The organism is Kitasatospora sp. NBC_00240, assembly GCF_026342405.1.
Classification (GTDB): Bacteria; Actinomycetota; Actinomycetes; order Streptomycetales; family Streptomycetaceae; genus Kitasatospora.
Genome location: NZ_JAPEMU010000001.1, coordinates 484,897 through 509,837 on the forward strand (window position 1 = coordinate 484,897; position 24,941 = coordinate 509,837).

The 24,941-nt window shown below is 73.0% G+C and carries 22 protein-coding genes; 8 read left to right on the forward strand and 14 right to left on the reverse strand.

Features of this window, described 5'->3' with window-relative positions; translation table 11 throughout:
* Nucleotides 1-124: 124 nt before the first annotated feature.
* Complete coding sequence (locus OG689_RS44705; protein ID WP_323189242.1) at nucleotides 125-319, reverse strand: hypothetical protein; 195 nt, start codon at nucleotides 317-319, stop codon at nucleotides 125-127.
* A 95-nt stretch (nucleotides 320-414) separates the two neighbouring features.
* Here OG689_RS44705 and OG689_RS02040 point away from each other — a divergent pair, with 95 nt between their 5' ends.
* Genes OG689_RS02040 through OG689_RS02055 form a run of 4 tightly spaced genes read left to right on the forward strand, consistent with a single transcriptional unit; the run spans nucleotide 415 to nucleotide 6,450 of the window.
* The gene (locus tag OG689_RS02040) at nucleotides 415-4,833 is read left to right on the forward strand and encodes an amino acid adenylation domain-containing protein (protein ID WP_266316971.1); all 4,419 of its coding nucleotides are present in this window, start codon (nucleotides 415-417) and stop codon (nucleotides 4,831-4,833) included.
* The gene (locus OG689_RS02045) at nucleotides 4,830-5,084 is read left to right on the forward strand and encodes an acyl carrier protein (protein WP_266316972.1); all 255 of its coding nucleotides are present in this window, start codon (nucleotides 4,830-4,832) and stop codon (nucleotides 5,082-5,084) included. The genes OG689_RS02040 and OG689_RS02045 overlap by 4 nt, the downstream gene beginning before the upstream one ends.
* Before the next feature lie 5 nt (nucleotides 5,085-5,089).
* Nucleotides 5,090-5,845: an alpha/beta fold hydrolase gene (locus OG689_RS02050; RefSeq protein ID WP_266316973.1), complete on the forward strand. Its 756-nt coding sequence runs from the start codon at nucleotides 5,090-5,092 to the stop codon at nucleotides 5,843-5,845.
* Nucleotides 5,839-6,450: a LysE family translocator gene (locus OG689_RS02055; RefSeq protein WP_266316975.1), complete on the forward strand. Its 612-nt coding sequence runs from the start codon at nucleotides 5,839-5,841 to the stop codon at nucleotides 6,448-6,450. Before OG689_RS02050 ends, OG689_RS02055 begins: the two co-directional genes overlap by 7 nt.
* Nucleotides 6,451-6,503: 53 nt before the next feature.
* On the opposite strand, the gene OG689_RS02060 is transcribed toward OG689_RS02055, so the two are convergent.
* The 7 genes from OG689_RS02060 to OG689_RS02090 all read right to left on the reverse strand — a co-directional run bounded on the left by OG689_RS02060 (nucleotide 6,504) and on the right by OG689_RS02090 (nucleotide 15,533).
* Nucleotides 6,504-7,508 (reverse strand): LuxR C-terminal-related transcriptional regulator, encoded by a 1,005-nt coding sequence (locus OG689_RS02060; protein WP_266326798.1) that lies wholly within the window; start codon nucleotides 7,506-7,508, stop codon nucleotides 6,504-6,506.
* Nucleotides 7,509-7,730: 222 nt separating this feature from the next.
* A complete protein-coding gene (locus OG689_RS02065; protein ID WP_266316976.1) occupies nucleotides 7,731-9,176 on the reverse strand; it encodes an ATP-binding protein in 1,446 nt (481 codons plus the stop codon).
* A 4-nt stretch (nucleotides 9,177-9,180) separates the two neighbouring features.
* A complete protein-coding gene (locus tag OG689_RS02070; RefSeq protein WP_266316978.1) occupies nucleotides 9,181-10,857 on the reverse strand; it encodes an FAD-dependent oxidoreductase in 1,677 nt (558 codons plus the stop codon).
* Nucleotides 10,858-11,066: 209 nt separating this feature from the next.
* Nucleotides 11,067-11,693: a TetR family transcriptional regulator C-terminal domain-containing protein gene (locus tag OG689_RS02075; protein WP_266316980.1), complete on the reverse strand. Its 627-nt coding sequence runs from the start codon at nucleotides 11,691-11,693 to the stop codon at nucleotides 11,067-11,069.
* A gap of 132 nt (nucleotides 11,694-11,825) precedes the next feature.
* Nucleotides 11,826-13,886, reverse strand: coding sequence for a discoidin domain-containing protein (locus OG689_RS02080; protein ID WP_266316982.1), 2,061 nt, complete (start codon nucleotides 13,884-13,886; stop codon nucleotides 11,826-11,828).
* A 297-nt stretch (nucleotides 13,887-14,183) separates the two neighbouring features.
* Nucleotides 14,184-14,885: a ribonuclease H gene (locus OG689_RS02085; RefSeq protein WP_266316983.1), complete on the reverse strand. Its 702-nt coding sequence runs from the start codon at nucleotides 14,883-14,885 to the stop codon at nucleotides 14,184-14,186.
* 192 nt (nucleotides 14,886-15,077) lie between these two features.
* On the reverse strand, nucleotides 15,078-15,533 hold the full coding sequence (locus OG689_RS02090; protein WP_266316984.1) for a MarR family transcriptional regulator: 456 nt from the start codon (nucleotides 15,531-15,533) through the stop codon (nucleotides 15,078-15,080).
* Between the two features lie 162 nt (nucleotides 15,534-15,695).
* Here OG689_RS02090 and OG689_RS02095 point away from each other — a divergent pair, with 162 nt between their 5' ends.
* A complete protein-coding gene (locus OG689_RS02095; RefSeq protein WP_266316985.1) occupies nucleotides 15,696-17,165 on the forward strand; it encodes an MFS transporter in 1,470 nt (489 codons plus the stop codon).
* Nucleotides 17,166-17,459: 294 nt separating this feature from the next.
* Entirely contained in the window at nucleotides 17,460-17,978 is a 519-nt protein-coding gene (locus tag OG689_RS02100) for a hypothetical protein (protein WP_266316986.1), read from the forward strand.
* A gap of 95 nt (nucleotides 17,979-18,073) precedes the next feature.
* Here the strand turns inward: OG689_RS02100 and lexA are convergent, their stop codons facing one another.
* The 6 genes from lexA to OG689_RS02130 form a co-directional block, all read right to left on the reverse strand.
* Entirely contained in the window at nucleotides 18,074-18,760 is a 687-nt protein-coding gene (gene lexA, locus OG689_RS02105) for a transcriptional repressor LexA (protein WP_266316988.1), read from the reverse strand.
* 64 nt (nucleotides 18,761-18,824) lie between these two features.
* Nucleotides 18,825-19,124 carry a cupin domain-containing protein gene (locus OG689_RS02110; protein ID WP_266316989.1) on the reverse strand — a complete coding sequence of 100 codons (300 nt, stop codon included), beginning with the start codon at nucleotides 19,122-19,124 and terminating at the stop codon, nucleotides 18,825-18,827.
* A 243-nt stretch (nucleotides 19,125-19,367) separates the two neighbouring features.
* Nucleotides 19,368-19,967, reverse strand: a complete 600-nt coding sequence (locus OG689_RS02115; protein WP_266316991.1) for a DUF4328 domain-containing protein — start codon at nucleotides 19,965-19,967, stop codon at nucleotides 19,368-19,370.
* Nucleotides 19,968-20,289: 322 nt separating this feature from the next.
* Complete coding sequence (locus OG689_RS02120; RefSeq protein ID WP_266316992.1) at nucleotides 20,290-21,093, reverse strand: endonuclease; 804 nt, start codon at nucleotides 21,091-21,093, stop codon at nucleotides 20,290-20,292.
* A gap of 427 nt (nucleotides 21,094-21,520) precedes the next feature.
* A complete protein-coding gene (locus OG689_RS02125) occupies nucleotides 21,521-22,270 on the reverse strand; it encodes a class I SAM-dependent methyltransferase (protein ID WP_266316994.1) in 750 nt (249 codons plus the stop codon).
* A gap of 115 nt (nucleotides 22,271-22,385) precedes the next feature.
* Nucleotides 22,386-23,438, reverse strand: a complete 1,053-nt coding sequence (locus OG689_RS02130; protein ID WP_266316995.1) for a hypothetical protein — start codon at nucleotides 23,436-23,438, stop codon at nucleotides 22,386-22,388.
* A 385-nt stretch (nucleotides 23,439-23,823) separates the two neighbouring features.
* Between OG689_RS02130 and OG689_RS02135 the strand changes: the two genes are divergently transcribed.
* The gene (locus OG689_RS02135; RefSeq protein ID WP_266316997.1) at nucleotides 23,824-24,420 is read left to right on the forward strand and encodes a TetR/AcrR family transcriptional regulator; all 597 of its coding nucleotides are present in this window, start codon (nucleotides 23,824-23,826) and stop codon (nucleotides 24,418-24,420) included.
* The gene (locus tag OG689_RS02140) at nucleotides 24,417-24,764 is read left to right on the forward strand and encodes a nuclear transport factor 2 family protein (protein WP_266316998.1); all 348 of its coding nucleotides are present in this window, start codon (nucleotides 24,417-24,419) and stop codon (nucleotides 24,762-24,764) included. The genes OG689_RS02135 and OG689_RS02140 overlap by 4 nt, the downstream gene beginning before the upstream one ends.
* Nucleotides 24,765-24,941: the final 177 nt, after the last annotated feature.

Below are 24,941 nucleotides of genomic sequence, written 5' to 3' on the forward strand. Positions count from 1 at the left end.
GCAGCCAGGGCGGCGAGATGGGCCGTCACCTGGCCGGGCCCGCATCCCAGATCGGCCACCGGCCGCCGGCCCGGACCGCGGACGCCCTCGGCGAAGGCCGTCGGCATCGCACGAACCGCCGGGCTCAGCTGCTCCGGCGCGGAACGCGGCGCAGGTAGGTGTCGGCGACCTCGTCGTACGAAGTCCTGATCGCGGCAAGGCAATCGGGCCTCTCCACCTCGGCGATCCTACGGATCCCGGTGGGGTGGCGCGGGCTCGTCCGCCCGACCGGGCCGGCCCGGAGCGGGGCGCCCGCCCGCTGTTGGCGTGCTTCCGTCATGGCGCGTTCCTGCAGATCCGATTCATTGAACCGCAACCAGCGGGTTGCTTCACTTGACTGTGTCCAACCACTGATCATTGGAGGCGGGCCACCGCATGACAGCATCAGACGCCCACGCGGCCTTCCCCTTGACGGAGATCCAGTACGCGTACTGGGTAGGCCGTGGGCCCAACTTCGTCCTCGGGAACGTCGCCCCGCACGCCTACTTCGAGATGGAGGGCCGGCGGCTCGACCACGCGCTGCTCACCCGCGGCTGGCGCCGCCTGCTGGAGCGGCACGGCATGCTCCGGGCCGTGGTCCACAAGGACGGCCGGCAGCAGGTGCTGCCCGAGGCGCCGCCCTTCGAGGTCGGCTTCGAGGACCTCTCGGACGCCGATCCGGCCACGATGGCGGAGCGGCTCGCCGAGATCCGGGCCGACATGTCCGAACGGGTCTACGACCCCGCCGTCTGGCCGCTCTTCGACATCCGGATCAGCCGGCTCCCGGACCACGACCGCCTGCACGTCAGCCTCGACCTGCTGATGGTCGACCTGGCCAGCATCACCCTGCTGTTCACCGAGTGGAGTGCGCTGTGCCAGGACGAGACGGTCGAACTGCCGCCGATCGACGTGACCTTCCGTGACTACGTGACGGCCCTCGAGGCGGGCACCGACGCACCCCGCTACAAGAGGTCCCTGGACTACTGGGCCTCACGCGCCGAGACCCTGGCCCCGCCCCCCGAACTCCCGCTCGCCCGCCCGCCGGTGCAGATCCACAAACCCCGGTTCACCCACCGCGAGTTCCACCTGCCGCCCGACGAGTGGCAGCGCTTCCAGCAGCTCGCCGAGGAGCGCGGCCTGACACCGACCGCGGTGCTGGCCACCGTCTTCGCCGAGGTGCTGGCGGCCTGGAGCGGCACCCCGCGCTTCAGCCTCAACCTCACCATCTTCAACCGGCTGCCGCTGCTGCTGGCCGAGAACGAACGCGGGCACCGCACGGTCCACCCCCATCTGCGGCGCGTGGTCGGCGACTTCACCTCGATCTGCCTGTTGGAGATGGACACCACCGGTGACCTCCCCGTCGCCGACCTGGCCGCCCGGACCCAGACCCAGCTCCAGCACGACCTGCGCCACCGCTACGTGAGCGCCCTGCACACCCTGCGCGAGCGCCGCCGGCGCGGCCTGCAGACCGGCTTCGAGGGCATGCCGGTGGTCTTCACCAGCGGCCTCGGCACCGTCTCGGACGCCTCCGGCCCGATGGCCTACTTCGGCGACATCACCTACCGCCTCAGCCAGACCCCGCAGATCTGGCTCGACCACCAGGTGCTGGACGTCACCGGCTCGCTCGACCTCACCTGGGACGCCGTCGAGGAGCTGTTCCCCGAGGGCGTCCTGGACGACATGTTCGCCGCCTACTGCGGCACCGTCCAGCGGCTCACCCGGGCCGCCGCCTGGGACGACCGGCTCGACATCCCGCTGCCGGAACACCAGCTCGCGCTGCGCGAGGCCGCCAACACCACCGCCGGCCCCGCCCCCGAGGGCCTGCTGCACGAGGCCCTCTTCCAGGGTGCGCTGGCCCACCCCGACCGGCCCGCCGTCCTGCACGGCGCCGGCACCGTCAGCTACCGCGAACTCGCCGACCGGGCGGCCGCCGTCGCCGAGGGCATCGGCCGGCTGACCGACGAGCCGCTGCGCGACCGGCTGGTCGCCATCACCCTGCCCAAGGGCCCCGGCCAGGTGGCGGCCGCGCACGGCGTGCTGCTCGCCTCGGCCGCCTACCTCCCGGTGGGCCCGGCCCTGCCGACCCGCCGCCGGGCGGAGCTGTTCGAGAGCGGCGAGGCGCTGGCCGTGGTCACCGACCGGGAGCACGACGACCGGCTGGAGTGGCCGGCCGGGCTCCCCCGGATCCGCTCCGCCGCCGGGGACGGCCCCCTGGCCGCCCCGCTCCCCGGGGTGCGGGCCGCCGCCGACCCCGCCGACCTCGCCTACGTGCTGTACACCTCCGGCTCGACCGGCCGCCCCAAGGGCGTGATGATCGAGCACCGGGCCGCGCTCAACACCGTCGCCGACATCAACGAGCGATTCGGCGTCGGCCCGGACGACCGGCTCTTCGGGCTGGCCGACCTCGGCTTCGACCTGTCGGTGTACGACGTCTTCGGCAGCATGGCAGCCGGCGCCGCGCTCGTCCTCCCCGACGAGGACAAGCGCCGCGAGCCATCCCACTGGGCCGAGTTGATGGCCCGACACGGCGTGACCGTCTGGAACTCGGTGCCGGCGCAGATGCAGATGCTCGTCGAGCACCTGGAGGACGCCCCCGCCGACAGCGTGCCCGCCGAGCTGCGGCTGGTGCTGCTCAGCGGCGACTGGATCCCCCTCGACCTGCCCGACCGGATCCTCGCGCTCTGGCCGGACGCCGAGGTGATCAGCCTGGGCGGCGCCACCGAGGCCTCGATCTGGTCCAACTGGCACCCGGCCGACGACGTGGCCCCGGACGCGCCGAGCATCCCGTACGGCAAGCCACTGCGGAACCAGGCCTTCCACGTCCTGGACGCCGCGATGCGGCCCTGCCCGGTCTGGGTGGCCGGCGAGCTGTACATCGAGGGCGCCGGGCTGGCCCGCGGCTACTGGCGTGACCCCGAGCGCACCGCCGCGAGTTTCGTCCAGCACCCCGTCAGCGGCGAACGGCTCTACCGCACCGGCGACTTCGGCCGCTACCTGCCGGACGGCGCGCTGCAGTTCCTCGGCCGCCGGGACGGCCAGGTCAAGATCGGCGGGCACCGGATCGAGTGCGGCGAGGTGGAGGCGGTGCTCGCCAGGCACCCCGGCGTGGAATCCGCCGTGGTCGTGAAGTCCGTTGAGGAGGGGGCCGGCGCCAAGCTGCTCGGCTTCGTCGTCCCCGACCGCTCCGACGGCTCGCTGCTGGACACCGAAGTCGCCGACCCGGCCGAGACCGCCCGATGTCGCCAGGCGCTGCTGGACGCCGCCGGGGTGCCGGCGCCCGGCCCCGGCAGTGCGGAACTGCGCACCGCCTGGGCCGCCATGGACGACGTGTACGTCGCCGCCGCCGCGACCGCCTTCCGGGCGCTGGGCCTGCCGCACACGCCCGGCGCGCGTTTCGACCCGGCCGCCGCGCTGGCCGCCGGGGTCGCCCCGCGCTACGAGCGGTGGGTGGCCCGCGCCGTCGGGGTGCTCTGCGACCGGGGCCTGCTGCGCCGTTCGCCGCAGGGGCTGGAGGTGGCCCGGAGCTTCCCCGCGCTGATCTCCGACCCGGTCGCCGAGAGCGCCCGGCAGGCCCTGCGCAGCACCCTCGGCGTCCCGGACGACCTGATCGACTGGATGCTGTCGCTGGCCGGCGGCCTCGCCGACATCCTCACCCAGTCGATGCACTCGGCGGAGCTGTACGCCTCCGACCGCACCCCGGAGGTCTACGCCCGGCTGTTCGGGCCCGCCTACCACGTCGCCACCGAGGCCGTGCGCCGCTTCGTGGCCGACTGGCCCGCGGACCGCCCGCTGCGGATCCTGGAGGTCGGCGGCGGCTACGGCACCCTCACCCGGCACCTGCTGCCGCTGCTGCCGGCCGACCGCACGGACTACCTCTTCACCGACATCTCGCCCTACTTCACCGACCGGGCCCGGGAGGTGTTCGGCGAGTACGGGTTCCTCCGGCCGGGCCTGTTCAACCTCGACCAGTCGCCGGAACTCCAGGGCCACGAGGGCCTGTCCGCCGACCTGGTTATCGCGGCCAGCGTGCTGCACGACATCCGCCGGATCGGCCCCGGGCTGGACACCCTGCGCTCGGCGCTGGCCCCCGGCGGCACCCTGCTGATGGTCGAACAGACCGCCTTCCACCCGTGGTTCGACCTCACCATGGGCCTGCAGCAGGGCTTCGACGGCTACGAGGACACCGAACTGCGCGGCTGGGGGCACCCGTTGCTCGACCGGTCGCAGTGGGCGGACCTGCTCGACGCGACCGGCTTCGCCGGCAGCGCCGTCCTGACCCGGGACGAGGACGGCCCGGCCTCGGTCGGCTTCGACGTGATCACCGCCGAAGGACCGCTGACCAGGCGCCGGTTCGACCGGGAGGCGCTGCGGGAGTACGCGGCCGAGCGGCTGCCCAAGCACATGGTCCCGACCCGGCTGCTCGCCCTGGACCGGCTCCCGCTGAGCCGCACCGGCAAGGTCGACCGCGGCACCCTCGCCAAGGCCGGGGCGCGCCGGGTCGGACGCAGCCGAGCCGTTCAACCACCCCAGACCGACCGCCAGTTGAAGCTGGTCGAGATCTACCGCGCGGTGCTCGGCCTGAGCCAGGTCGACCTCGCCGACGACTTCCTGGAGGCCGGCGGCGACTCACTGCTCGCCGCACGCATCTCGGCCGCGCTGCAGCGGGCCTTCGGCACCGAGGTACCGGTGGGGATCATCCTGCAGCACCCCACGGTGGCAGCCCTGGACAGCTGGCTGGAGCCGATCCTCGGCCCGGCCACCGCACTGGACGACCAGCCGGCGACCGGCACCGTCGAAAGCGAGGGAAACGCATGACCCGGCAGCAACTGACCGACTGGTTGCGGGAGTACCTGGCGGACCTGCTCGACATCACGCCCGAGGAGGTGGGGACCGACATCCCGCTGGAGTACCTCGGGGTCGACTCGGCCACCACCCTGGTGCTCAGCGCGGACCTGAGCACGGAGACCGGCCGGGAGACCCGGCCGGGCGAGATCCTCGACCACCCCACCATCGAGCGGCTCGCCGCCCATCTCAGCGGCTCCGACGAGCCGGCCCGGGTCGGGTGAGCCCGGTGGACGCCCTCTCCACTCCCCCGGCCCCGCCCCGCTGGACGATCCGCGCGCCCGGCGCGGACGGCGCCACCCGGACGCTCTACTGCCTTCCGCACGGCGGGGGTTCCGCCGCGGAGTACGTCCGGTGGGCCCGGGACCTGCGCAAGGTCTCGGTCTGCGCGGTCCAGCTGCCGGGCCGCGGCTCCCGGTACGAGGAGCCGCCGCACACCGGCATGGCCGAGCTCGTCGGCACGCTGGTCGACGAGCTGGAACTCGCCCCGCCGTACGTGCTGTTCGGGCACAGCTTCGGGGCGCTGCTGGCCTACGAGCTGACCCAGGCCCTGCACGCGGCGGGCCGGACGCTGCCCGAGCGGCTGATCCTCTCCAGCTACCCGGCGCCGCACCTGCCGCGGGAGCGGAGCAGGCTGCACCGGCTGCCCGACGACGAGCTGCTGGCGGAGGTCGCCCGCCTGCACGGGGGCATCCCGGAGGAGGTGCTGGGCAATCCCGAGCTGTGCCGGCTCACGGCGGTCTGCGTCCGGTCCGACTACCGGGTCCTGGAGACCTACAGCTGGCTCCCCCGGCCACCGCTGCCGGTGCCGATGACGGTACTGCGCGGCCGGCAGGACGTGGTGTCCGAGGAGCAGTCGGCGGCCTGGGCCGCGCACACCACGCGCGGCCCGATCCAGCAGCGCACCTTCGCCGGGGGCCACTTCTACTTCCGTGAGCGGCAGCGCGCGGCGGTGCTGCGGACGGTGGAGGCGGCCGCATGCTGACCTTCGCGGCGGCGGCCCTGCTGCTGATCATGATCCCCGGCCCCGACCAGGCCCTGATCACCCGCAACGCTCTGGTCGGCGGCCGGTCCGCCGGGCTCTTCACCATGGTGGGCGGCATGCTCGGCCTGAGCGTGCACGTGAGCGCGGCCTCGCTGGGGGTCTCGGCCCTGCTGGTGGCCTCCGCGACGGCCTTCACCGCGCTCAAGGTGATCGGCACGCTGTACCTGGTGTGGATGGGCATCTCGACGCTGCGCAGCGCCCGGCAGCGGGCGCAGCAGGGCGGGGGCACGGATCCCGCCCGATCGCTCTCCTGGGGGCAGTGCCTGCGGCAGGGGTTCCTGTCGAACGCCCTGAATCCCAAGGTGGCGCTGTTCTTCGTCACCTTCCTCCCGCAGTTCCTGCCCGAGACGGGTCGGACGCTGGGCAGCGCGCTGAAGTTCTCCGTCGTCTTCGTGCTGCTCTACCTGATGTGGTTCAGCCTCTACACCGTCACGGTGGACCGCTTCGGGGCCTTCCTGCGCCGTCCGGTGGTGCGGCAGCGGATCGAACGCTCCACCGGGGCGCTGCTGATCGCGTTCGGCATCCGGCTCGCTCTGCAGCACTGAGCAGCCGGCCCGGGGTGTCTCGGCGCCTTCGGGGCGACCCGGCGGGGGCCGGCTCAGACCAGGCCCCGGGCGCAGGCCAGCACGCCGGCCTGGAAGCGACTGTGCGCCCCGAGGTGCCGGGCCACCTCGGACACCAGCCGGCTGACGGTACGGACGGACACGCCCATCGAGCGGGCGATCCGTTCGTCCGTCAGCCCGTTGGCGAGCAGCCGCAGCGAGGTGCGGTGCTGTTCGGTGAGCCAGTCGGTCTCGGCGTCGCCGGCCTCGGACACGGGCCCCTGGTACGGGAAGGAGCGCAGCCAGTAGTCCTCGTACAGGGCGACGTAGGTGCGGACGAGGGAGGCGCCGCGGATCACGATCAGCGCGTCGTCCGGCTGGTCGGAGTAGGGCGGCAGCAGCGCGACGTCGTGGTCGCCGACGATGAGGCTGAACGGGACCTGCGGGGCGAGCCTCAGCTCGACCCCGACCCGCTGCACCTCGGCGAGGTACTTGCACTGCCAGCGTGCGGAGTTGAAGCCCTGCGGGTAGATGGCGCGGACGGTCACCCCGCGCCGGACCATCCGGCTCTTCTCGGTGAGGAAGCTGTTCAGGGCCTGGCTGACCGTCCGGGACGGCACCCGGTCGGCGTGCAGGGTCAGGCTCTCGGTCCGGGGGACGTCGGAGAAGTCCCGGATCACCCGCCGCTGGTTGCGGGCGCCGACGATCACCTCCACCTGGACCTGCTCGGTGGGCCGGGCGACGGCGGGCCGGTAGCGGTCCAGCAGGGACTCGGTGGCGGCGACGATGGTGGTCAGTTCCTCGCACTGCGCGCGGAGCATCTCCTGTTTGTGGCGCAGCAGGTTCAGCAGGGCCGTGTCCGGGTCCACCAGGTCGCTCTCGCCGGTCGAGGTGCCGGGCCGGACGAGCCGGAGCGCGCGTAACTCGGCCCAGGCCGCCGCGGCTTCACGCGGGTCGAGTCCGAGCGCGGTGGTGGCCTGGGTGAGGCTGCCCGCCTCGTTCGCCCGTAACCACTGGTAGAGGACTGGCCCGGCACTGTCGTTGGCTGCTGGATCCTCCATGTTGGTCACAGGCCGACCTCCCGTTGTCCGCCGCACAGTTTCGGATTCCGGACCGCGCATGCGCGTGGTGTGATTTTGTGCTCGCATCCAACCACGGAGCGGCGCCGGCCAGGTGGGGCCCGGGCCAACTGGCCGAAATCTGATCCGTGCGGAGGCCTCGGCCCGCCGGGGCCGACGTGGGTTCGGCGGCCGGGACGCGGTGACCGGGCGGACGGGAGCGGGTCACCCGGCCGGCGGCGCCTCTCGATCGGTGATCGGCAGCAGGACCCGGAAGCGGGTGTCGCCGGGCACCGACTCGACCCGGAGGTCGCCGTGGTGCCGGTTGACCACGATGCGCCAGGAGATGTCGAGGCCGAGGCCCGTCCCCTCGCCCACCGGTTTGGTGGTGAAGAACGGCTCGAAGATCCGGCTGCGGATCTCCTCCGGCACGCCCGGCCCGGTGTCGCCGAACTCCACCAGCACATGGTCGTGGTCGACGGCGGTGCGGACGGTGAGCCGGCCGGAACCGGCCATCGCCGACAGCGCGTTGTCGATCAGGTTGGTCCAGACCTGGTTCAGTTCGCCCGGGTAGGCGGGCACGCTGGGCAGCTCCCGGTCGTAGTCGCGGACCACGGTCACCTCCGGCGGGATCTTGCCGGAGAGCATCATCAGGGTGCTGTCCAGCAGCTCGTGGACGTCGACCACCCGGTGCGGGGCCCGGTCGAGCTGCGAGTACTGCTTCGCCGCGCCCACCAGGTCCGAGATCCTGGTGGTGGAGTCCTCGACCTCGTTCATCAGCAGCTCGGTCTCGACCGTGTAGTGCAGCCACCGCAGGGCGCCCTCCAGGCTCTGCGGGCCGACGGTCTCCTCGACCCGGCGCAGCCAGTCCAGGTCGAGGCCCGCCTGGACGAAGGCCGGTCCGAGCTCCCAGCCCTCGGCGATGCCCTTCTCCTCCAGCCACTCGTCCACGGCGTCCTCGCGGTCGGCGGCCTCCAGCGGGCCGAGCGAGACGGCCTTGGTGGCCGCCACCTGCTCCACGGCGGCGTCCTGCAGGGTGATCAGGGTGTCCAGGCCCTCCTGCGGGTAGGGGCCGGCCGCGATCTTGCCCAGTTTGTGCCGCATGCCGGCGACCCGCTCGCGCAGGGCGGCGGTGGCCCGCAGCGCGGCGGCGGCCGGGTTGTTGAGCTCGTGGGTGAGGCCGGCGGACAGCGATCCCAGGGCGAGCAGCCGCTCCCGCTGGCCGATCGCCTCCTTGGCGACCTGCGCGCCGAGGAAGAGCCCTTCGAGCAGGTGCACCGCCATCGGGAACCAGTCCCGCATCAGCCCCGCGAAGTTGTCCGCCGACAGGACGAAGAACCGCGAGGGCTCGACCGCGCGCAGCGAGCTGTTGTACACCTGCGGCACCCGGTCCCCCAGGTAGGCCTGGAAGGCGCCGGAGTACACGCCGCGCTGCGAGGTCCGGTTCACCTCCACGTCGTCGACGCCGACCCGCCGGGAGAGCACGATGGTGCCGTCGAGCAGCACGTAGAAGCAGGTCGCCGGGTCCCCCTCGGCGTACACCGGGCCGGGATCGTAGCGCTCGACCCGGCCCTCGCGGCAGAGCCAGCCGAGCTGCTCGGGAGTCAGCCGCTCGAAGAGGAAGAGCGTACGGAGCTCGTCCGGGCTGCAGAGGACCACCGGTCGGGTCATGGCGTCACAGCCTCTCCAGGTAGCGGTGCACCAGCATCACGGCCATCGCCCCCTCGCCGACCGCCGAGGCGACCCGTTTGGCGGACTCGGACCGCGCGTCGCCGGCCACGAACACGCCGGGGACGCTGGTCTCCAGGTGGTAGGGGACCCGGTCCAGCGGCCAGCCCTTCGGCGGTTCGCCGCCCGGTGCCAGGTCGGGCCCGGCGACCACGAAGCCGCGGTCGTCGCGGATCACCACGCCCTCCAGCCAGTCCGTGAGGGGCGCGGCGCCGATGAAGACGAACAGCCACTGGGCGTCCACCTCCTCGGTGGCGCCGGTTTCGGTGTCCCGGAGGGTGAGCCGCTCCAGGTGGTCGCTCCCGTGCGCCCGCGCCACCTCGGTGCGGGCCCGGACGGTGACCGACGGCAGCTCGGCGATCTGCTGGACGAGGTAGTGGGACATCGACCGGGTCAGATCGGCGGCGCGCACCAGGATGGTCACCGAGCGGGCGCCCTTGGCCAGGTACACCGCGGCCTGGCCGGCCGAGTTCGCGCCGCCGACGATGTACACGTCCTTGCCCGCGCAGCCGGCCGCCTCGGTCAGCGCCGCGCCGTAGAAGACACCGCGCCCGGTCAGGTCGGCGACGCCCGGTGCGTCCAGTTGCCGGTAGGTGACGCCGGTCGCCAGGATCACCGTGTGCGCGGCGATCGCCGAGCCGTCGGCGAAGCGCACCGTCCGGGACGGACCGTTCACCTCCAGGCCGACCACCTCGCGGGCGGTCAGCATCTCGGCGCCGAACCGGGCCGCCTGGCGCCTGGCCCGGTCGGTCAGCTGCGCGCCGGAGACGCCGTCGGGGAAGCCCAGGTAGTTCTCGATCCGGGAGCTCTGGCCGGCCTGGCCGCCGGTCGCGGTGCGTTCGACCAGGACGGTCCGCAGGCCCTCGGAGGCGCCGTAGACGGCCGCGCCGAGGCCGGCGGGACCGCCGCCGACCACGATCAGGTCGTAGAAGTCGGCGGACGGCGCGGTGGCCAGCCCCACCCGCGCGGCCAGCTCCCGGGCGTCCGGCTCGACCAGCACCTGGCCGTCCGGGGTGATCACCAGCGGCAGCCGCAGCCCGTCCTCGCCGGCGGCGGCCAGCAGACGCTGCCCCTCGGGCTCGTCCGACGGGTACCAGCGGTAGGGCACCTGGTTGCGGGCGAGGAACTCGCGGACCTCGGAGGAGTGGGCGGACCACCGGTGCCCGACCACCTTGGTCTCCGGCACCGGGCGGTGGTCGGAGGCCAGCCAGCTGTCCAGCAGGTCGTCGACCACGGGGTAGAGCTTCTCCTCCGGCGGGTCCCACGGCTTGAGCAGGTAGTGGTCGAGGTCCACCAGGTTGATCGCGTCGATCGCGGCGCCGGTGTCGGCGTAGGCCGTGAGCAGCACCCGGCGGGCGCCGGGGAAGACGTCCATCGCGCGTTCCAGGAACTCGATGCCGTTCATCTGCGGCATCCGGTAGTCGGCGACGATCACGGCGACCAGGTCGCCGCGGAGCTTCATCTCCTGCAGCGCCTCCAGGGCGGCGCTCGCCGTCTCGGCCCGGACCACCCGGTGCGAGCCCCCGTAGCGGCGGCGCAGGTCCCGGGCGACGGCCCGCGACACCCCGGGGTCGTCGTCGACGGTGAGGATCACCGTTCGCGGCGCCTCGCCGTTCTCCGCCATCACTGTCCCCTGCCTGTTCCGGACGCCGCTCACGTCGGCGGTGCCCCGGACTGCGCTCCACCTCTCGCTCACCACCGATTCTCTGCCCGCGGGGCCGGGTACCGCCTCCCGGGCGGGGCCGGCGCCCGGACCGCCCGACCGGGCAGGTGGCCCGGGCGGGGCGTCGGCGGGCCGGCCGGAGCGGGCGGGGCCGGGCGGGGCCGGCGTCGTCAGGGCGGGGGCGGGGCGGCCTCGCCGGGCACCTCGTGGCGGACGAGTCCGGTCACATGGTCGGTGATCATGTCGAGGATCTCCGCCGCGGCCGCCTGGTCACCGAGGACCAGGAAGTTCAGCGTCAGCCCGTCCGTCATGGCGGCCAGGTGGCGGGCCAGCACCGGGACGGGGACGCGCAGCTCGAAACCCATGGCGCGGCGGAGCTGTTCCAGGAGTTCGGCGTAGGTGGCGGAGTACCGCTCGTACTGCTGTCTCGCCAGCGGCTCGAATCCCGGCTGGCGCAGGGCGTACTGGGTGAGCTCGTAGGTGAGCATGTGCTCGCCGGGGTTGGCCGCCACGTGGTCCCAGTACGCCTGGAAGCCGGCCCGGACGGTCTCCCGGAGGGTGTCCCTGGGCCGGATCGCCTCCCTGACCACCCCCACGTAGTGCTCGGTGAGCGTGGCGATGACGGACTCCAGCAGCACCTGCTTGGAGTCGAAGCAGTAGTGGAAGACGCTCAGCGACACGCCCGCCTCGGCGGCGATCGACCGGGTCGTGGTCCGGGCGACGCCGTCACGGGTCATCGCGCGGATCGCGGCCTCGGTCAGCTGTCTGCGTCGCTCGGCCGACGGCATCCGTGCCATGGGTGATCCCTTCCCTCCGGTCGGTGCGGTGCCCGCACCGGCTCCCCCGGGTCGATGGGAGCAGCGGGACGGCCGGGGCGGACGGCCGGCGAACCGGTCCGCCCGCCCCGGCCGGGGTCGAAGCCGGCACCGTCAGGTGCTGTAGATGCCCACCTCGCGCAGCGAGTACCCCCATTGGGTGCCGCGTTGCAGCCCGTGGACGCGCAGGAAGCGGGCCGGCGTCCCGGCGAACCGGACGGTGTCCAGTCCGCCGTCACCCGCGTCGGTGGACCAGGCGGTCGTCCAGTTCACACCGTCGGCGGAGAGTTCGACCCGGTACGCCTTGCCGTACGCGCGCTCCCAGTCGAGGGTGACCCGGCGCACCAGCTGGGAGGAGCCGAGGTCGATCCGGAGCCACTGGTCGTCGCTCCACTCGCTCGCCCAGCGGCTGCCCGGGTCGCCGTCCACGGCCTTGCCCGGCGCGAAGCTCACGAACGGGTTCCACCACTCCGCGGAGGACGCCGAGGCGGAGGCCCCCGCCGCGAGGTTGACGCCGGCCCGATGGTTCTCGGAGGCCCCCCAGGTGTGCAGGTAGGACTCGGCGCCGCGGAACAGGTCGTCCACCACGTCCTGGCCGCCGACCTGTCGGATGTCCTCGATCCAGTCCGGGACCAGGCCGTAGTGCGCGGCGCCGTCGGTGTTGAGGTCCCAGGTCCGCTGCCCGGCGGTCTGCCGGTCGATCAGCGAGCCGCCGTCGGTGCTGCGGAAGGGGTACTTCACCGGGTTCGGGGTGTCCGCGCCACGGGGCCCGGGCCAGCCGCCGACGCCGTTCATGTCGGTGCCGTAGCCGTAGCCGACCTGGTACTTGTCGCGCAGCGCGTCCGTGCGCCGGGCCTCGGCGCTGAACGCCTCCGCCCCGCTCATGTACTGGGCGGCGAACCCGCCGAGCTTGTAGAGCCGCTCGGTCCACGCGCTGTCCATCCAGCTGTGCGAGGAGAGCACACCGGGGTACGACGCGGACTCCAGGATGTCGAAGGCCCGCCCGGCGGCCTTCACGCTCATGTGGTCGACCTCCAGCATCATCTTGCGCTGCATCATGCCGCGCACCGCGTACTCGCCGAGATCGGTGAGACCGCGGGTGTTGCACTGCGCGCCCCCGCCGTACGCGGGCACCGCCACGCCCTTCGGGAGCTGTTGCTCCGCCGTGGGCGCCGCCGCCAGGCCGATGGGGTTGTCGTGCTGCGGGCCGGCGCACGTCTCCGTCTGCCAGAAGGTGCCCGTCGACAGGAACTGGCCCACGTTGATCGCGGTGCCGAGCGCCCCCTCGTCGAACCGGACCCCGCACAGGGCGTTGTCGAACTTGTGGCAGAGGAACATGCTGCGCACGCCCAGCCCGTACAGCTCGTCCAGGCCGCGGTCGATGTCGGCCTTGCTGCACTGCGCGACGTCCAGGATCTGCTTGCAGCCGAACGGCTCGGAGGTCTCGACACCGAGCACCACCGCCAGCTTGCCCTGCTGGATCACCTCGCGGGCCTGCCCGGAGTCGGTGACGATCCTGAACCAGCCCTTGCCCGGCCCGCCGTACATCCGGTCGATGTAGGCCTGCATGTCGTAGGTCTTCTGCGCCTCCAGGCGGATCGCGGTCATCTCGTCGCAGCCGCGGTCCTTGAAGAAGTAGACCGAGCAGATCACACCGTTGGTGACGAGGTCGTTGACCAGCACCCGCTCCCCGCCGCGCCAGGCCCGCTCGACCCAGGCGTAGTAGTTCTGCTGGTGGGTCAGCGAGTCATGGGCGGGCCAGTCCTGGAAGGTCGGCCAGCCGACCGGGTCGTGCTTGCCGTCGCCGCCCTTGGTGATGAAGTCGAAGATCGCCAGCGTGCCGTCCGGGTAGTGCTCGGGACAGTCCTTGAGCGCGTCGGCGACGCCGAGTTCGGAGAACGGCTTGCCGCAGATCAGCCGGCCGCCGAAGCCCTCGTCGGCCATCAGGTGGTCGTGCGCGTCGACGAAGCCGCGCACGTGCCCCTGGGCGTCCGTCCCCTTGAAGGGCTCCCCGGTGACGTTGATCCCGGAGTCGGGCGCCGGCCGGGCGGAGGGGATCCACCAGCCGGATTCGGCCGAGGCGCGGGGCGCGGGGGCGAGCGCCATCGCCACCAGGGCGAGCAGTAAGGACAGCACCGCGATGAGCCTGCGCCTGCTGTGCGAGGGTCGGGCCATGGTCACCACTCACGTCTCCCGTCGACGGACGACGCGGTCGAGGAGGCAGACCGCCCGGGCGGCAGCACCGCCGCCCGGCCGCCTGTCATGTCCCGCGTCCACGATGTGACGAGAATCCCGACTGTTGTAATCCGAGTCAATAGTCCGGGACAAATGACCTGATGCCCCGTCGGAAACGCGGGACGGCCGGGGCGGGAGAGTGATCAGGGAACTCTCCCGCCCCGGCCGTCGGTCCGGCGGTGTCCGGCTGTCGGCTCGGGCTACGCGGCTACCGGCTACCGGCTACCGGCTACCGGGTCAGGCTGTCGCCCCCGCGCACTGCGGGTGCCCCCAGCTGCTGCCGACCTTGGTGATCTTGTCGCCCTTGGCGTACGGACGGGAGCACGGGCAGGTGCCGGCGAACCGCGCGGACAGCGTCCGCCCGCCACCGCCGGAGGAGGACGTGGAGGTCTTCCGTGCCGCACCGGACGCGGCCGCCGGGCGGCCGCTGCGCGACGCCGAGGCCGACACCGGGTCCGGCACGGGGAGGTCGGCGGCGGTGCCGGCGGCGGCCTCCTGGGTACGGGCCGCGTCACTGGCGGCCTTGTCGGCGATCGCGTTCAGCGGATCGCCGTCCACCTGGTGGGCGGGAACGTACACGAAGGTGACCTCGCGGCCCTCCAGCAGCGCGTCGATGCGCTGGATCAGCTCGCGGTTGGCCACCGGCTTGCCCGCGGCGGTCTTCCAGCCGTTGCGCTTCCACCCCGCCAGCCACTTCGTCGCCGCGTCCCGGGTGTACGTGCTGTCCAGCCGGACCTCCAGCGGCACCGCGGGATCCGTCGCGGTCAGCAGCCGCTCCAGCGCGGTCAGCTCCCCGATGTTGTTGGTGCTGTGCCCCAGCGGGCCGGCCTCCCAACGGGCGGGGACCCCGGCGCTGTCGGCGACCACATAGGCCCATGCCGCTGGACCGGGATTCCCCTTGGCAGCTCCGTCACAGGCTGCGATGACTCGTTCGACCATGCATCGATCATGCCAGGCCCGGCGACGGCTCCCGCCCACCCGCGACCCGGCCGGCACCCTCGACGACCCCCGGGACGGTCCGCCGGCGCGCGGTCGGCACGGACCGGGTCAGGGGCGCGGCCAGGGGCGGGCGGGCCAGGCGCGGGCGGGCCAGGGGCGGGCGGGCCAGGCGCGCGGTCGGCACGGACCGGGTCAGGGGCGCGGCCAGGGGCGGCCGCCCAGCCGCTCGATGCCCGCGTTGAAGCGCCGCAGGCAGGCGGCGAAGACGGCGATGTCCTCGTCCGTCCAGTCGGCCATCACCCGGTCCAGCGCCCGGATTGTCCCGGCTCGCTCCTCGTCGAGCATCCGGACGCCCTCCTCGGTGATCCGGAACTTGCGGGCCATCCCGCCCGCCGGGTCGGGGATGCGCTCCACCAGACCGGCCCGCCGGGCGGCGGTGGTCTGGCGGTTGAGGGTGGAGACGTCGAGGTCGAAGGCCTCGCTCAGTTCGCCGATCGACATCGGCCCCTGCACCCGGATGCGGCTCAGCAGGATGTAGGCGCTGCGCTCCAGCAGGCCGTCCCGGCGGCGGCCGCCGCCCTGCCCGGGCAGGCCGTGGCGACCGAGGAGCATTTGCTCGTACTCGACCTCATGGGTGGGTCTGTCCATCGTGCTGCCGCCTCCAAACGCCGGTGGCCGGCGTGCACCGCGCTGGTTCCGCCATGCCCGCTGCCTCCCTCCACCATTATGCATCAGGCATGCCATATGCATGATGCATGTCGCATGTATGCTGCACTCCTCTGCCCCCCGACCAACCATCAGGAGTGCCCCATGGCCGCCCCTCAACGACCAGCATCATCAGGCGGTGTCGTCGCCACTCTGGCCTTCGCCGGCACCGTGGCCGCGATCATGCAGACCCTGGTCACCCCGCTCATCGCGGAACTTCCGCAGATCCTGGACACCAAGCCCTCGAACGCCGCCTGGGTGATCACCGTCACCCTGCTCGTCTCGGCGGTCTGCGTGCCGGTCTCCGGACGGCTCGGCGACATGCTGGGCAAGCGCCGGATGCTGCTGGTCTGCTCGGTGCCGCTGGTGGCCGGCTCGGTGGTGTGCGCGCTCGCCTCCTCCGTCGTCCCGATGATCGTCGGACGCGGACTGCAGGGCGTCGGCATGGGCATGGTGCCGCTCGGCATCGCCCTGCTGCGGGACGTCGTTCCGCAGGAGAAGCTCAGCTCCTCGATCGCACTGGTCAGCGCCTCGATGGGAATCGGCGGCGGCCTCGGCCTGCCGATCGCCGCGGCCGTCGCCCAGTACGCGAACTGGCGGGTGCTCTTCTGGGGCGCGGCCGTCCTGGCGATGGCGGTGTCCGCCCTGATCTGGTTCCTGGTCCCCGAGGTCCCGGCCACCGCCAAGGGCCAGCGTTTCGACCTGCCCGGCGCGATCGGCCTCGGCGTCGGCCTGGTCAGCCTGCTGCTCGCGGTGTCCAAGGGCGCCGACTGGGGCTGGGCCTCCGCGACCACGATCGGCCTGTTCGCCACCGCCGTCGTCGTACTGCTCGGCTGGGGCGTGTGGGAGGTGCGCACCAAGGACCCGCTGGTCGACCTGCGCACCACGGCCCGCCCACGGGTGCTGTTCACCAACCTGGCGTCCGTCTTCGTCGGCTTCGGCATGTACGCCAGCATGCTGATCGTTCCCCAGCTGCTGCAGTTCCCGGCGGCCACCGGGTACGGCCTGGGCCAGTCGATGCTCGCGGCGGGCCTGTGGATGGCGCCCGGCGGCATCATGATGATGATCGTCTCCCCCTTCGGCGGGAAGCTCACCAACGCCCGCGGCCCGAAGTTCACCCTGATCAGCGGCGTACTGGTGATCGCCGCCGGCTACGGACTGTCGCAGGCGCTGATGGGCTCGGCCTGGGGCCTGATGGTGGTCACCATGGTCACCAGCAGCGGTGTGGGCCTCGCCTACGGCGCGATGCCCGCCCTGATCATGAGCTCGATCCCGCCCGCCGAGACCGCCGCCGCCAACGGCTTCAACACGCTGATGCGCGCACTGGGCACCTCGGTCGGCGCCGCCGTCATCGGCACCGTCCTCTCCCAGATGACCACCACCATGGGCGGCCACACCTTCGCCTCCGAGAGCGGATTCCGCACCGGCCTGCTCGTCGGGCTCGGCGTGGCCCTGGTGGCCGCGGCGGTCGCGGCCGTCATCCCCGCGGTCCGGGCCGACGCGGCCCCGGGCGGGCCGAAGGACGCCCCCGGCGCCCCGGCCGGCGAGCGCGCCGCGGCCGCGGTCGAGGGCTGACCGGTTCGGCCCCGCCGGCCCGGAGCCGGCGGGGCCGGCAGCGGCGGGGCCAGGGTAAACGGAACCGGAATCGGAGCCGACGGGCCCCGGGACAGCGACTGTGATGGCATGTCAGATCGGTTTCCGGTCAAGTTCATTGATCATTCCAGCCGCGCCGACCATCCACGGAGCGTCCGGTCTAGGGTGCGATTCGTCCCGCTGTTTCGTACCCGCCGGCCGTCGGAACGTGCCGACGGGACCTACCGATCGGACCGGTGTGCAATGACCAGCGACCTCCGCCCCGGGTGGACCCGGGTGAAGACGAACCCCCTCCACCGAAGGCTCGCCCGCGCGGCCGGCGTGGTGGCCCTGCTCGCGGCCGCCCTCACCGGTACGGCCACCGCGACGGCCACCGCCGCGCCCGTGCCCGCGCGCGTGTCGGCAGCCCCGTCGGTACAGGTGGCGGCTGACCCGCCGGCACCCGCCGCGCTCTCGGCCGCCGTCGGCGGGTGGACCTGCCCGGGCGTGGCCGTCCCGGCGGGGTACGTCATCACCATGTTCGACATCTCCGGCTGCAACGGGTACGGCGCCTGGTTGCAGCAGCCCGTCCGGGACGGCATCTGGACCTGTTCGGGTTCACCGATCGTCTCCGGGTACGTCCTGACCAACTACGACCCCAGGGGCTGCAGCGGCGTCGGCGCCTGGTACCACCAGCTCGTCCGCAACGGCATCTGGACCTGCCCCTACTCGCCCGTCCCGGCCGGCTACCGGAGCACCAGCTACGACGCGCGCGGGTGCAGCGGCCTCGGGGCGTGGCTGACCGTACGGGCCTGAGCCGGGCGGCGCGGCCGCGTCGAGCCGGGGCGCCGCCCGTCCCCGAGGGGACTGCTACGCCGTGGCGTGGGCGCCCCTCGGGGACGGACGTGCGGTCAGAGACTGCGGAGCACGGCCACGACCTTGCCGAGAATGGTGGCGCCGTCGGCCGGGATCGGCTCGTACGCGGGGTTGTGCGGGGCGAGCCAGCTGCGGCCGTCACTGTTCCTGAGCCGCTTGACGGTGGCCTCGCCGTCGATCATGGCGGCGACGATGTCGCCGTTCTCGGCGACCGGCTGCCGGCGGACGGCCACGATGTCGCCGTCGCAGATGGCGGCCCCGATCATCGAGTCGCCGTGCACGGTGAGCGCGAACAGGTCCCCTCCACCGACCAGCAGACGCGGCAGCGACAGCATGTCCTCGCTGGTCTGCTCGGCGGTGATCGGGGCCCCGGCGGCGATGCGGCCGACCAGCGGCACCTGCACGCCGGCGCCGGAGGTCCGGGCCGGAGCGGGCGCCGGGAGCTCGTCCTCCCACAGGCGGTAGGCGCGCGGGCGGTGCGGGTCCTGGTAGAGCACGCCCTTCTTCTCCAGGGTCCGGATCTGGTGGGCCACCGAGGAGGTGCTGGTCAGACCGACCGCAGCGCCGATCTCACGCATGCTCGGCGGGTACCCCTGGCGCGTGACCGCCGATCGGATCGCCAGCACGATCGCCCGCTGGCGGTCGGTGAGCCCGTCGTCCCCGACCCGCACTCCGCGCGGCCGGCCAGGCCCTGTGCCCGCCGGGTTGCCGTTGTCGGCCATGGCCCCTCCTGATGATCTTCCCTGCTTTCGGACTGTAACCCGCCGGACTGACAAAGGGAATGCCTCAGCCCCGTTCGACGATCAGCAGAGTGCCGTGACTGCCGGCCCGGACGGCGTGCGGGGTGTCCGCCGGCAGCACGTACAGCTGGCCGGCCGGCACGGGGACAAGGCAGCCGGCGACCTCCAGTTCGAGCCGGCCGTCGAGGACCAGCAGGGCCTCGGCCGTCGGATGGCTCTCCGCCGGCAGCCCGGTCCCGTCCATCCGCAGCACCTTCACCTGCGTGTCGCCCACCTCGCCGAGCACCCGGGAGGACCAGGGGCCGGGGAGGGCGGCGGCGACCGCCGCCAGGTCGACGAGCGTCACGGCATACCTCGTTCCGGCGGCCCGGCGGGCGCACCGGACCACCTTGTTCGCGTCGGGATGGATGTCCCTGACGCTAGCCGCGGGCGACCTCGCGTTGGTCGACCGTTCGGCAAAATCTTCGGACGGGCGGGGACGACGGCCGGGGGGCCGACGGCGGCCAGGCGCGCTGCTGCTGCCGGCCGGGCTGCTGCGGTTCGGCCCGGCGGGCTGCTGCGGTTCGGCCCGGCGGAGCGGGAACCGGACCTACTTCCGGGCCGCCTGACGGGCAGCGGCACCGACGCCCTGACGGTCCGTGATCCGCTGGATCACCAGGATCGCCAGCACCGCGGCGATGACGCCGACCACCTCGTCATAGACCGAGTATCCGGCGGGCCGCACCCCGAACCGGCCTACCGCCACACTGCCGACCGTCTTGGCCAGCCACGCCACCCACCACGCCTCGATCAGCCAGGTCCCGCCGGCGGGGTTGCCGGCGCGCCAGATGTCCAACGCGATCCGACGCGGGATCCACCACATCGCCAGCGGGACGAACCACGCACCGACGGCGAGTCCCGCCGAGTGGTGTTGCGTCCCGGGGGCGATGCACTGGGCGTTGAGCCGGCAGCGGCGGAACCAGCAGAGGAACACCACGACGGTGACGACGAACAGCGGCCCCAGGACCGGCACGCTCCGGGCGAAGAGCTCGGACCCTGTGCCCCCGGCGACCGCGAGGGCCAGCTGAAGGGCGGTCAGCGCGGCGATGAGCAGCTGCGCGGCCACGGCGAGGCGCCTGGGGACGACGACCGGCCCGCTGTAGGCCATGGCCTGCGGACGCAGCGCCTTGAGACTTGCTTCGGACTTCACTGCGCCCCCGCCGACATGCCTGCGGTGCTGGTCACACGCAGAGATCGCGTGCAGAATACGGCCGCATTCTCGGGAATGTCCACCAGCGGCCCCGGTCGCTCCGACCCCTCACGCCTCGGCCCGGAGTCGAACCGCGGGCCGGCCCCGATCCTGGCCAGGGATCGGGACCGGCCCGGCGCCCGCGCACCGCCCGGGGCGCGGCGACGTCGCACCGTCCGCCGGGGAGGTCACCGGCCCGGGAGGTCCGTCCGTAGCCCCCCGGTGACGCCGACCATTCATCCCCGCAAGGGACTTCGCGCCCCGCCGGCCTGCGGGCGAGCGGTCACCAGATCGCCTCGACCCACTCCGGGTGGTCGACGAACGGGTTGCGGTTGTGCTGGTAGGTGTCGTAGATGACCTGGTTGCGTCGCTCCTCGAAGGCGCTCGGCGGGTCCTGCTCGTTCCACTGCTTCAGGACGGAGAGCTTGCCGATGTACGGGTTGCTGCCGTTGTTGACACTCTCGTTGGGCTCCAGGTCGGCGAAGCCGTCACCGCCGTCGTAGCGGACGGCCATGTAGAGGATCATGCGGGCCACGTCGCCCTTGTCGGCGTCGCGCGGCTCGAACGAGTCGGAGTCCGTGTAGCTGCCGGGCGCTCCGCCGACCGCGCTGCCGCCCTTGTCGAAGTCCTTGTTGCCGCGGATGCTGTTGACCTGGACGTCCGCCGCACGCAGGTGGTGCAGGTCGGTGCCGGGGCCGGTCACCTCACCGAAGTTGCCGTGGGACTTGGCCCATACGTGCTCACGGTTCCAGTCGCCCAGGTCGCCGCCGTTGAGGGACTTCGCGCGCGAGGTGCCGCTGTACAGCAGGATCACGTTGTTGGTGTTGCTCGGGTCCTGGTCGGTGACCTTCAGGGCGTTCCAGACCGCGTCGTACGAGATCTTGCTCTGGCTGCTGATGATCGTGTGCAGCGAGGTCTTCAGGCTCGTACCGGTCTTGCCTATCGCGTTCTTGTAGTACGTACTGTCGTACGCGGTGGTGGTGGCGCTCGCGGGGGTCGCGACTGCCGTCGGGAGGGCGAGGCCGACCAGGACGGCGGACACGGTCGCCGCCAGGATCTTCCATCTGCTTGTCTGTGCAACGGACATGGGGGTGCCCCTTCCCGGGGGACGAGCACGCGCCGGAACCCGGCCGGGTGCTCGACAGGGCCGTGATCTACGCGTGTTGACCAGTGGTTACCGGGAGCATGACATGCGTGCGGAGTCGGCCGTGTAACCGGGAGGAGGACTTTCCGTGACGTTCTCGCATACGGCACGCCCCCTCAACTCCACCGTCGGGGCGGCCCCTTGCGGGCGGATGGGCGTTCAGCGGTGGAGACGGGCGACGGCCCTGAGCCAGGGTCAGCCGCGCGACCGATGACGTGCGGTCCGTACGCCCGCCGGGCGGGCCGATACCGCCGGCGGCCCTGTGCGCCGCGTCCGAGGGACTTCCGTACCAGGGCGTGTCACCGGTCGTCCCGGGGAAGCGGTCCGCTGGTCGCTGCCCCCGGGCGCGGAGCCGGGACGGGAGTCGGGCTCAACGCAGCACAAGCAGGTCCAGCGACGACGTCAGGTCCGCCGCCGGGTCCTGAGCTCCCACGGCCGCGCGCAGCCGCTCCTTGCCGCGGGTGAACTCCTCCTCGGAGAGGCTGCGCATCAGCGTGTCGGCGTCCCGGAGAGCATCCGCACGCTCCAGGAGTTCGGCCAGGCTCGCGATGTCGGCCTGCGGGACGGGTTCCAGGGCGGCCGGTGCGAAGCCGGCCTGCGCGAAGGCGGCACAGGTCTCCTCGACGGACGGGTAGGTGTCGAGCACCCTGGCCGTCTCGGGGAACCAGCGCACGATGCGCAGACGCTCGTAGCGGCCCGCGAACGCGTTGCGGACGAGTACCGGTGCTCCCGGCCGCAGCACGCGGCGGATCTCGCGGGCGGCCGCCGGCAGGTCGGGGACGTGATGGGTCACCGTGGACAGCCAGGCCGCGTCGGCGCCCGCGTCCGGCAGGGGCAGGGACGCCGCGTGTCCCGCGCGGACCTGGATGTCCGGGCGGCCCGGGATCAGGGCCCGCATCGCCTCCGAGGGCTCGACCGCGACCACGCGCGCGCCGAACCAGTCGCAGAAGGCCGCGGCGAAGGCTCCGGTGCCCGCGCCGATGTCCACGACGGTCATGCCCGGGGACGGGTCCAGATGCCGTCGCACGGCGTCCTCCCAGGCCGCCAGCCCGTCGCGTGGGATCTCGCGAACGGCTCGGAAGGAAGTCGCTGTCGTGGCGTCATAGGTGATTCTGGCCATGCCCGTCCCGTCCGTAGGCCGCCCCCGGTGGGGCGCCCGGGCGAGGACAGCCGCTGTCCGTGACCGACGGGAGCTCGCCGCTTCGGCCGGCCCTGCGCCTCCCCGGCCGGTGCGGTCAGGCCCGCCCCCGGCCGGGCGCGCGGCCGAAGTGGGGCGCCCGCCCCGGCCGGTGCGGGCCCGGGCCGGCCAGCGCGGCGGGCCGGACGGCGCCGGTGCCGAAGCGCAGGTCGGCCTTGTCGAGGACGGGCTCCAGACGGCGGCGGTCCTCGGTGGCGGCGTCGAAGGTGAGCTGGACGTAGCCCCGCTCGGCGGCGGCGAGGGCGCCGACGCGGGCGGTGAGCGCGCGGATCCGGGCCCGCTGCAGGCCCAATGAGGCGAACATCGCGTACAGGACCTCCGTGATCGCCGGGGTGTGCGCGGTGGGTTCCCGCAGGGTCCGTGAGCGGGAGGTGTGGGAGCGGTCGGCGTAGGTGACCTGCAGCTCGACGCCGCGGGCGATCTTGCCGCCGGCCCGCAGCCTGGCGCCCAGGTCGACCGCGAGGGCGAGCAGCGCCCGGCGGGCCTCGTCGGGATCCAGGACGTCCTGCTCGAAGCGGCGGGTGGCCGCGATCCCGGCCGGTGGGCCGCCGGCGGCGACGGGGCGCGGGTCGCGCCCCTGTGCCCGGTCGTGCAGGAGCCGTCCGGTGCCGGCCCCGGCGATCCGCTGCACGGTGGCGAGCGGCAGATCGGCCAGGTCGCCGACACTGCGGACCCCGTAGCGCTGCAGGCCGCGGGCGAGCGCCGGGCCGACGCCGGGCAGCGCCTCGACCGGGCGCGAGCGCAGGAAGGCCCGGGCGGCGTGGGCGTCCTGCGGGTCGAGGATGCGGGTCTCCCCCGGCCGGCAGGTGTCGCAGGCCATCGCGGCGAGCTGGCGGGTCCCGCCGCCGCCGATCGCGGCCTGGACGCCGTACCGGGCGGCGAGCCGTGTCTGCAGCAGATCGGCCAGGCCTTCCGGGGTGCGCCGGAAGAACTTCAGCGCGCCGGTGACGTCCAGCAGCGCGCCGTCCGGCGGCAGGGCCTGCACGACGGGGGTGATGTCGGCGAGGACGGCGAACAGCTCCTGGTAGCGCTCGAAGGACGCCCCCGCGACGCGCACCTGCAGGATCGCCCGGGGGGCGGCACCGGTCATCCTGCGCTCCCGGGGGTGGCGGCAGGGCCCGGGGGGACCTGCGGACGTGTGAACAACGGTGGTCGCCTCCCAGCTCCACGACCCCCATGTCCTGATCTCCGGCGCCCCCACCTGTCACCCACCCTAGAGCCTGTTCGAACATTTGAGCTAATAGAAATCGATCGAACATCCCAGCTTTCACCTGCAAGGACGCACCGCCTTGATTCGAACACTGCCGGTGATCCTCGCGCCCGGGCCCCGAATTCCGAGCCCCGGCGGCACGGGCCACGGTCCGACCCGGGCGGTGCGGCCCCGTCGCCTTTCGGAGGCCGGCCGAACCATCGGAGCGACCGGTCGGACCGGCGTGCTATTTTTTGGGAGCAATCGTTCAACTACGGGAGTGCCGATGGGACGCAAGCAGCTCTGGGACCAGTCGGAGGTCCTCACCTCCGCCATGCGACTGTTCCGTCGCCGCGGTTACCTCGGGGCCTCCCTGCGGGACATCGAGGAGGCGACCGGGCTGCATCCGGGCAGCCTGTACCGGGTCTTCCGGAGCAAGGACGGCCTGTTCCGCGCGGCGCTGGACGCCTACAACGACCAGGTGGTGCAGGGCCGCGTCCAGGCCCATCTCCGGGAGCCGGCGGACCCGGTGGCAGGCATCCGGTCGTTCTTCACCTCGACCTTCGAGACCGGCCTCGACCCCGATCCGGGATGCCTGCTCACCAACACCGCCGTGGAGTCCTTCACCGTTCCGCAGGCCGCCGACGGGGTCCGCCGGGGCCTGGAGACGATCGAGTCCGGCTTCACCGAAGCCCTGACACGCGCCCGCACCCTGGGCCTGCTCCCCGCGGATCTGGACGTCGAGGTTTCGGCGGCCCACCTGCTGGCGCTCTACCAGGGCCTGCTGGTGCTGGTCCGGGCCGGCACCCCCGCCAGCAAACTGCACATGATCACCGACGGCGCGATGGCGTCGATCGACTCCGAGAAAGAGGGACAGCGATGAGCGACTCACAGCAGCTCTGGGAGAACTACGCGGCCTGCTGGTCGGCCGACCCCGGCGAGCGGCCTGCCGCGCTCGGCGCGGTCGCGGTCGAGGACGTCACCTACCGGGACCCGGGCACGGAGGTCGGCGGGCTGACCGAGCTGGCCGCCTACATGGCCGGCTTCGCCGGGGCCTTCCCCGGTCACCGGTTCCGCATCGACGAGGTGCTCGAACACCACGACCGGTCGCTCGCCCGGTGGACCCAGCTCGGCGAGCAGGGCGAGCCCGCCATGGCGGGCGTGAGCACCGCGCTCCACCGCGACGGCCGGCTCGCCGACATCACCGGGTTCTTCCTCCCCGCCTGAGCGGATCCCGCAGCCTCGCCGAGCACCTGGCCGATCAGCCGGCGCCGCTCGGCGAGGTCACCGTCCACCGCTGTTTCGGCTGCCGGGAACTGCGCAACCACGGCGTCCGGTTCGCGATGGCGATGGACACCCTCCACCTCCGCGTCGACGGCGCGGCCCGCCCCTCCTCCGCGAAGG

Bases quoted from the DNA above. Each gene is read 5' to 3' on its own strand.
- OG689_RS44705 (WP_323189242.1), bottom strand. From the start codon at position 319: ATGACGGAAGCACGCCAACAGCGGGCGGGCGCCCCGCTCCGGGCCGGC.
- OG689_RS02040 (WP_266316971.1), top strand. From the start codon at position 415: ATGACAGCATCAGACGCCCACGCGGCCTTCCCCTTGACGGAGATCCAG.
- OG689_RS02045 (WP_266316972.1), top strand. From the start codon at position 4,830: ATGACCCGGCAGCAACTGACCGACTGGTTGCGGGAGTACCTGGCGGAC.
- OG689_RS02055 (WP_266316975.1), top strand. From the start codon at position 5,839: ATGCTGACCTTCGCGGCGGCGGCCCTGCTGCTGATCATGATCCCCGGC.
- OG689_RS02060 (WP_266326798.1), bottom strand. From the start codon at position 7,508: ATGGAGGATCCAGCAGCCAACGACAGTGCCGGGCCAGTCCTCTACCAG.
- OG689_RS02065 (WP_266316976.1), bottom strand. From the start codon at position 9,176: ATGACCCGACCGGTGGTCCTCTGCAGCCCGGACGAGCTCCGTACGCTC.
- OG689_RS02070 (WP_266316978.1), bottom strand. From the start codon at position 10,857: ATGGCGGAGAACGGCGAGGCGCCGCGAACGGTGATCCTCACCGTCGAC.
- OG689_RS02075 (WP_266316980.1), bottom strand. From the start codon at position 11,693: ATGGCACGGATGCCGTCGGCCGAGCGACGCAGACAGCTGACCGAGGCC.
- OG689_RS02080 (WP_266316982.1), bottom strand. From the start codon at position 13,886: ATGGCCCGACCCTCGCACAGCAGGCGCAGGCTCATCGCGGTGCTGTCC.
- OG689_RS02085 (WP_266316983.1), bottom strand. From the start codon at position 14,885: ATGGTCGAACGAGTCATCGCAGCCTGTGACGGAGCTGCCAAGGGGAAT.
- OG689_RS02090 (WP_266316984.1), bottom strand. From the start codon at position 15,533: ATGGACAGACCCACCCATGAGGTCGAGTACGAGCAAATGCTCCTCGGT.
- OG689_RS02095 (WP_266316985.1), top strand. From the start codon at position 15,696: ATGGCCGCCCCTCAACGACCAGCATCATCAGGCGGTGTCGTCGCCACT.
- lexA (WP_266316988.1), bottom strand. From the start codon at position 18,760: ATGGCCGACAACGGCAACCCGGCGGGCACAGGGCCTGGCCGGCCGCGC.
- OG689_RS02120 (WP_266316992.1), bottom strand. From the start codon at position 21,093: ATGTCCGTTGCACAGACAAGCAGATGGAAGATCCTGGCGGCGACCGTG.
- OG689_RS02125 (WP_266316994.1), bottom strand. From the start codon at position 22,270: ATGGCCAGAATCACCTATGACGCCACGACAGCGACTTCCTTCCGAGCC.
- OG689_RS02130 (WP_266316995.1), bottom strand. From the start codon at position 23,438: ATGACCGGTGCCGCCCCCCGGGCGATCCTGCAGGTGCGCGTCGCGGGG.
- OG689_RS02135 (WP_266316997.1), top strand. From the start codon at position 23,824: ATGGGACGCAAGCAGCTCTGGGACCAGTCGGAGGTCCTCACCTCCGCC.
- OG689_RS02140 (WP_266316998.1), top strand. From the start codon at position 24,417: ATGAGCGACTCACAGCAGCTCTGGGAGAACTACGCGGCCTGCTGGTCG.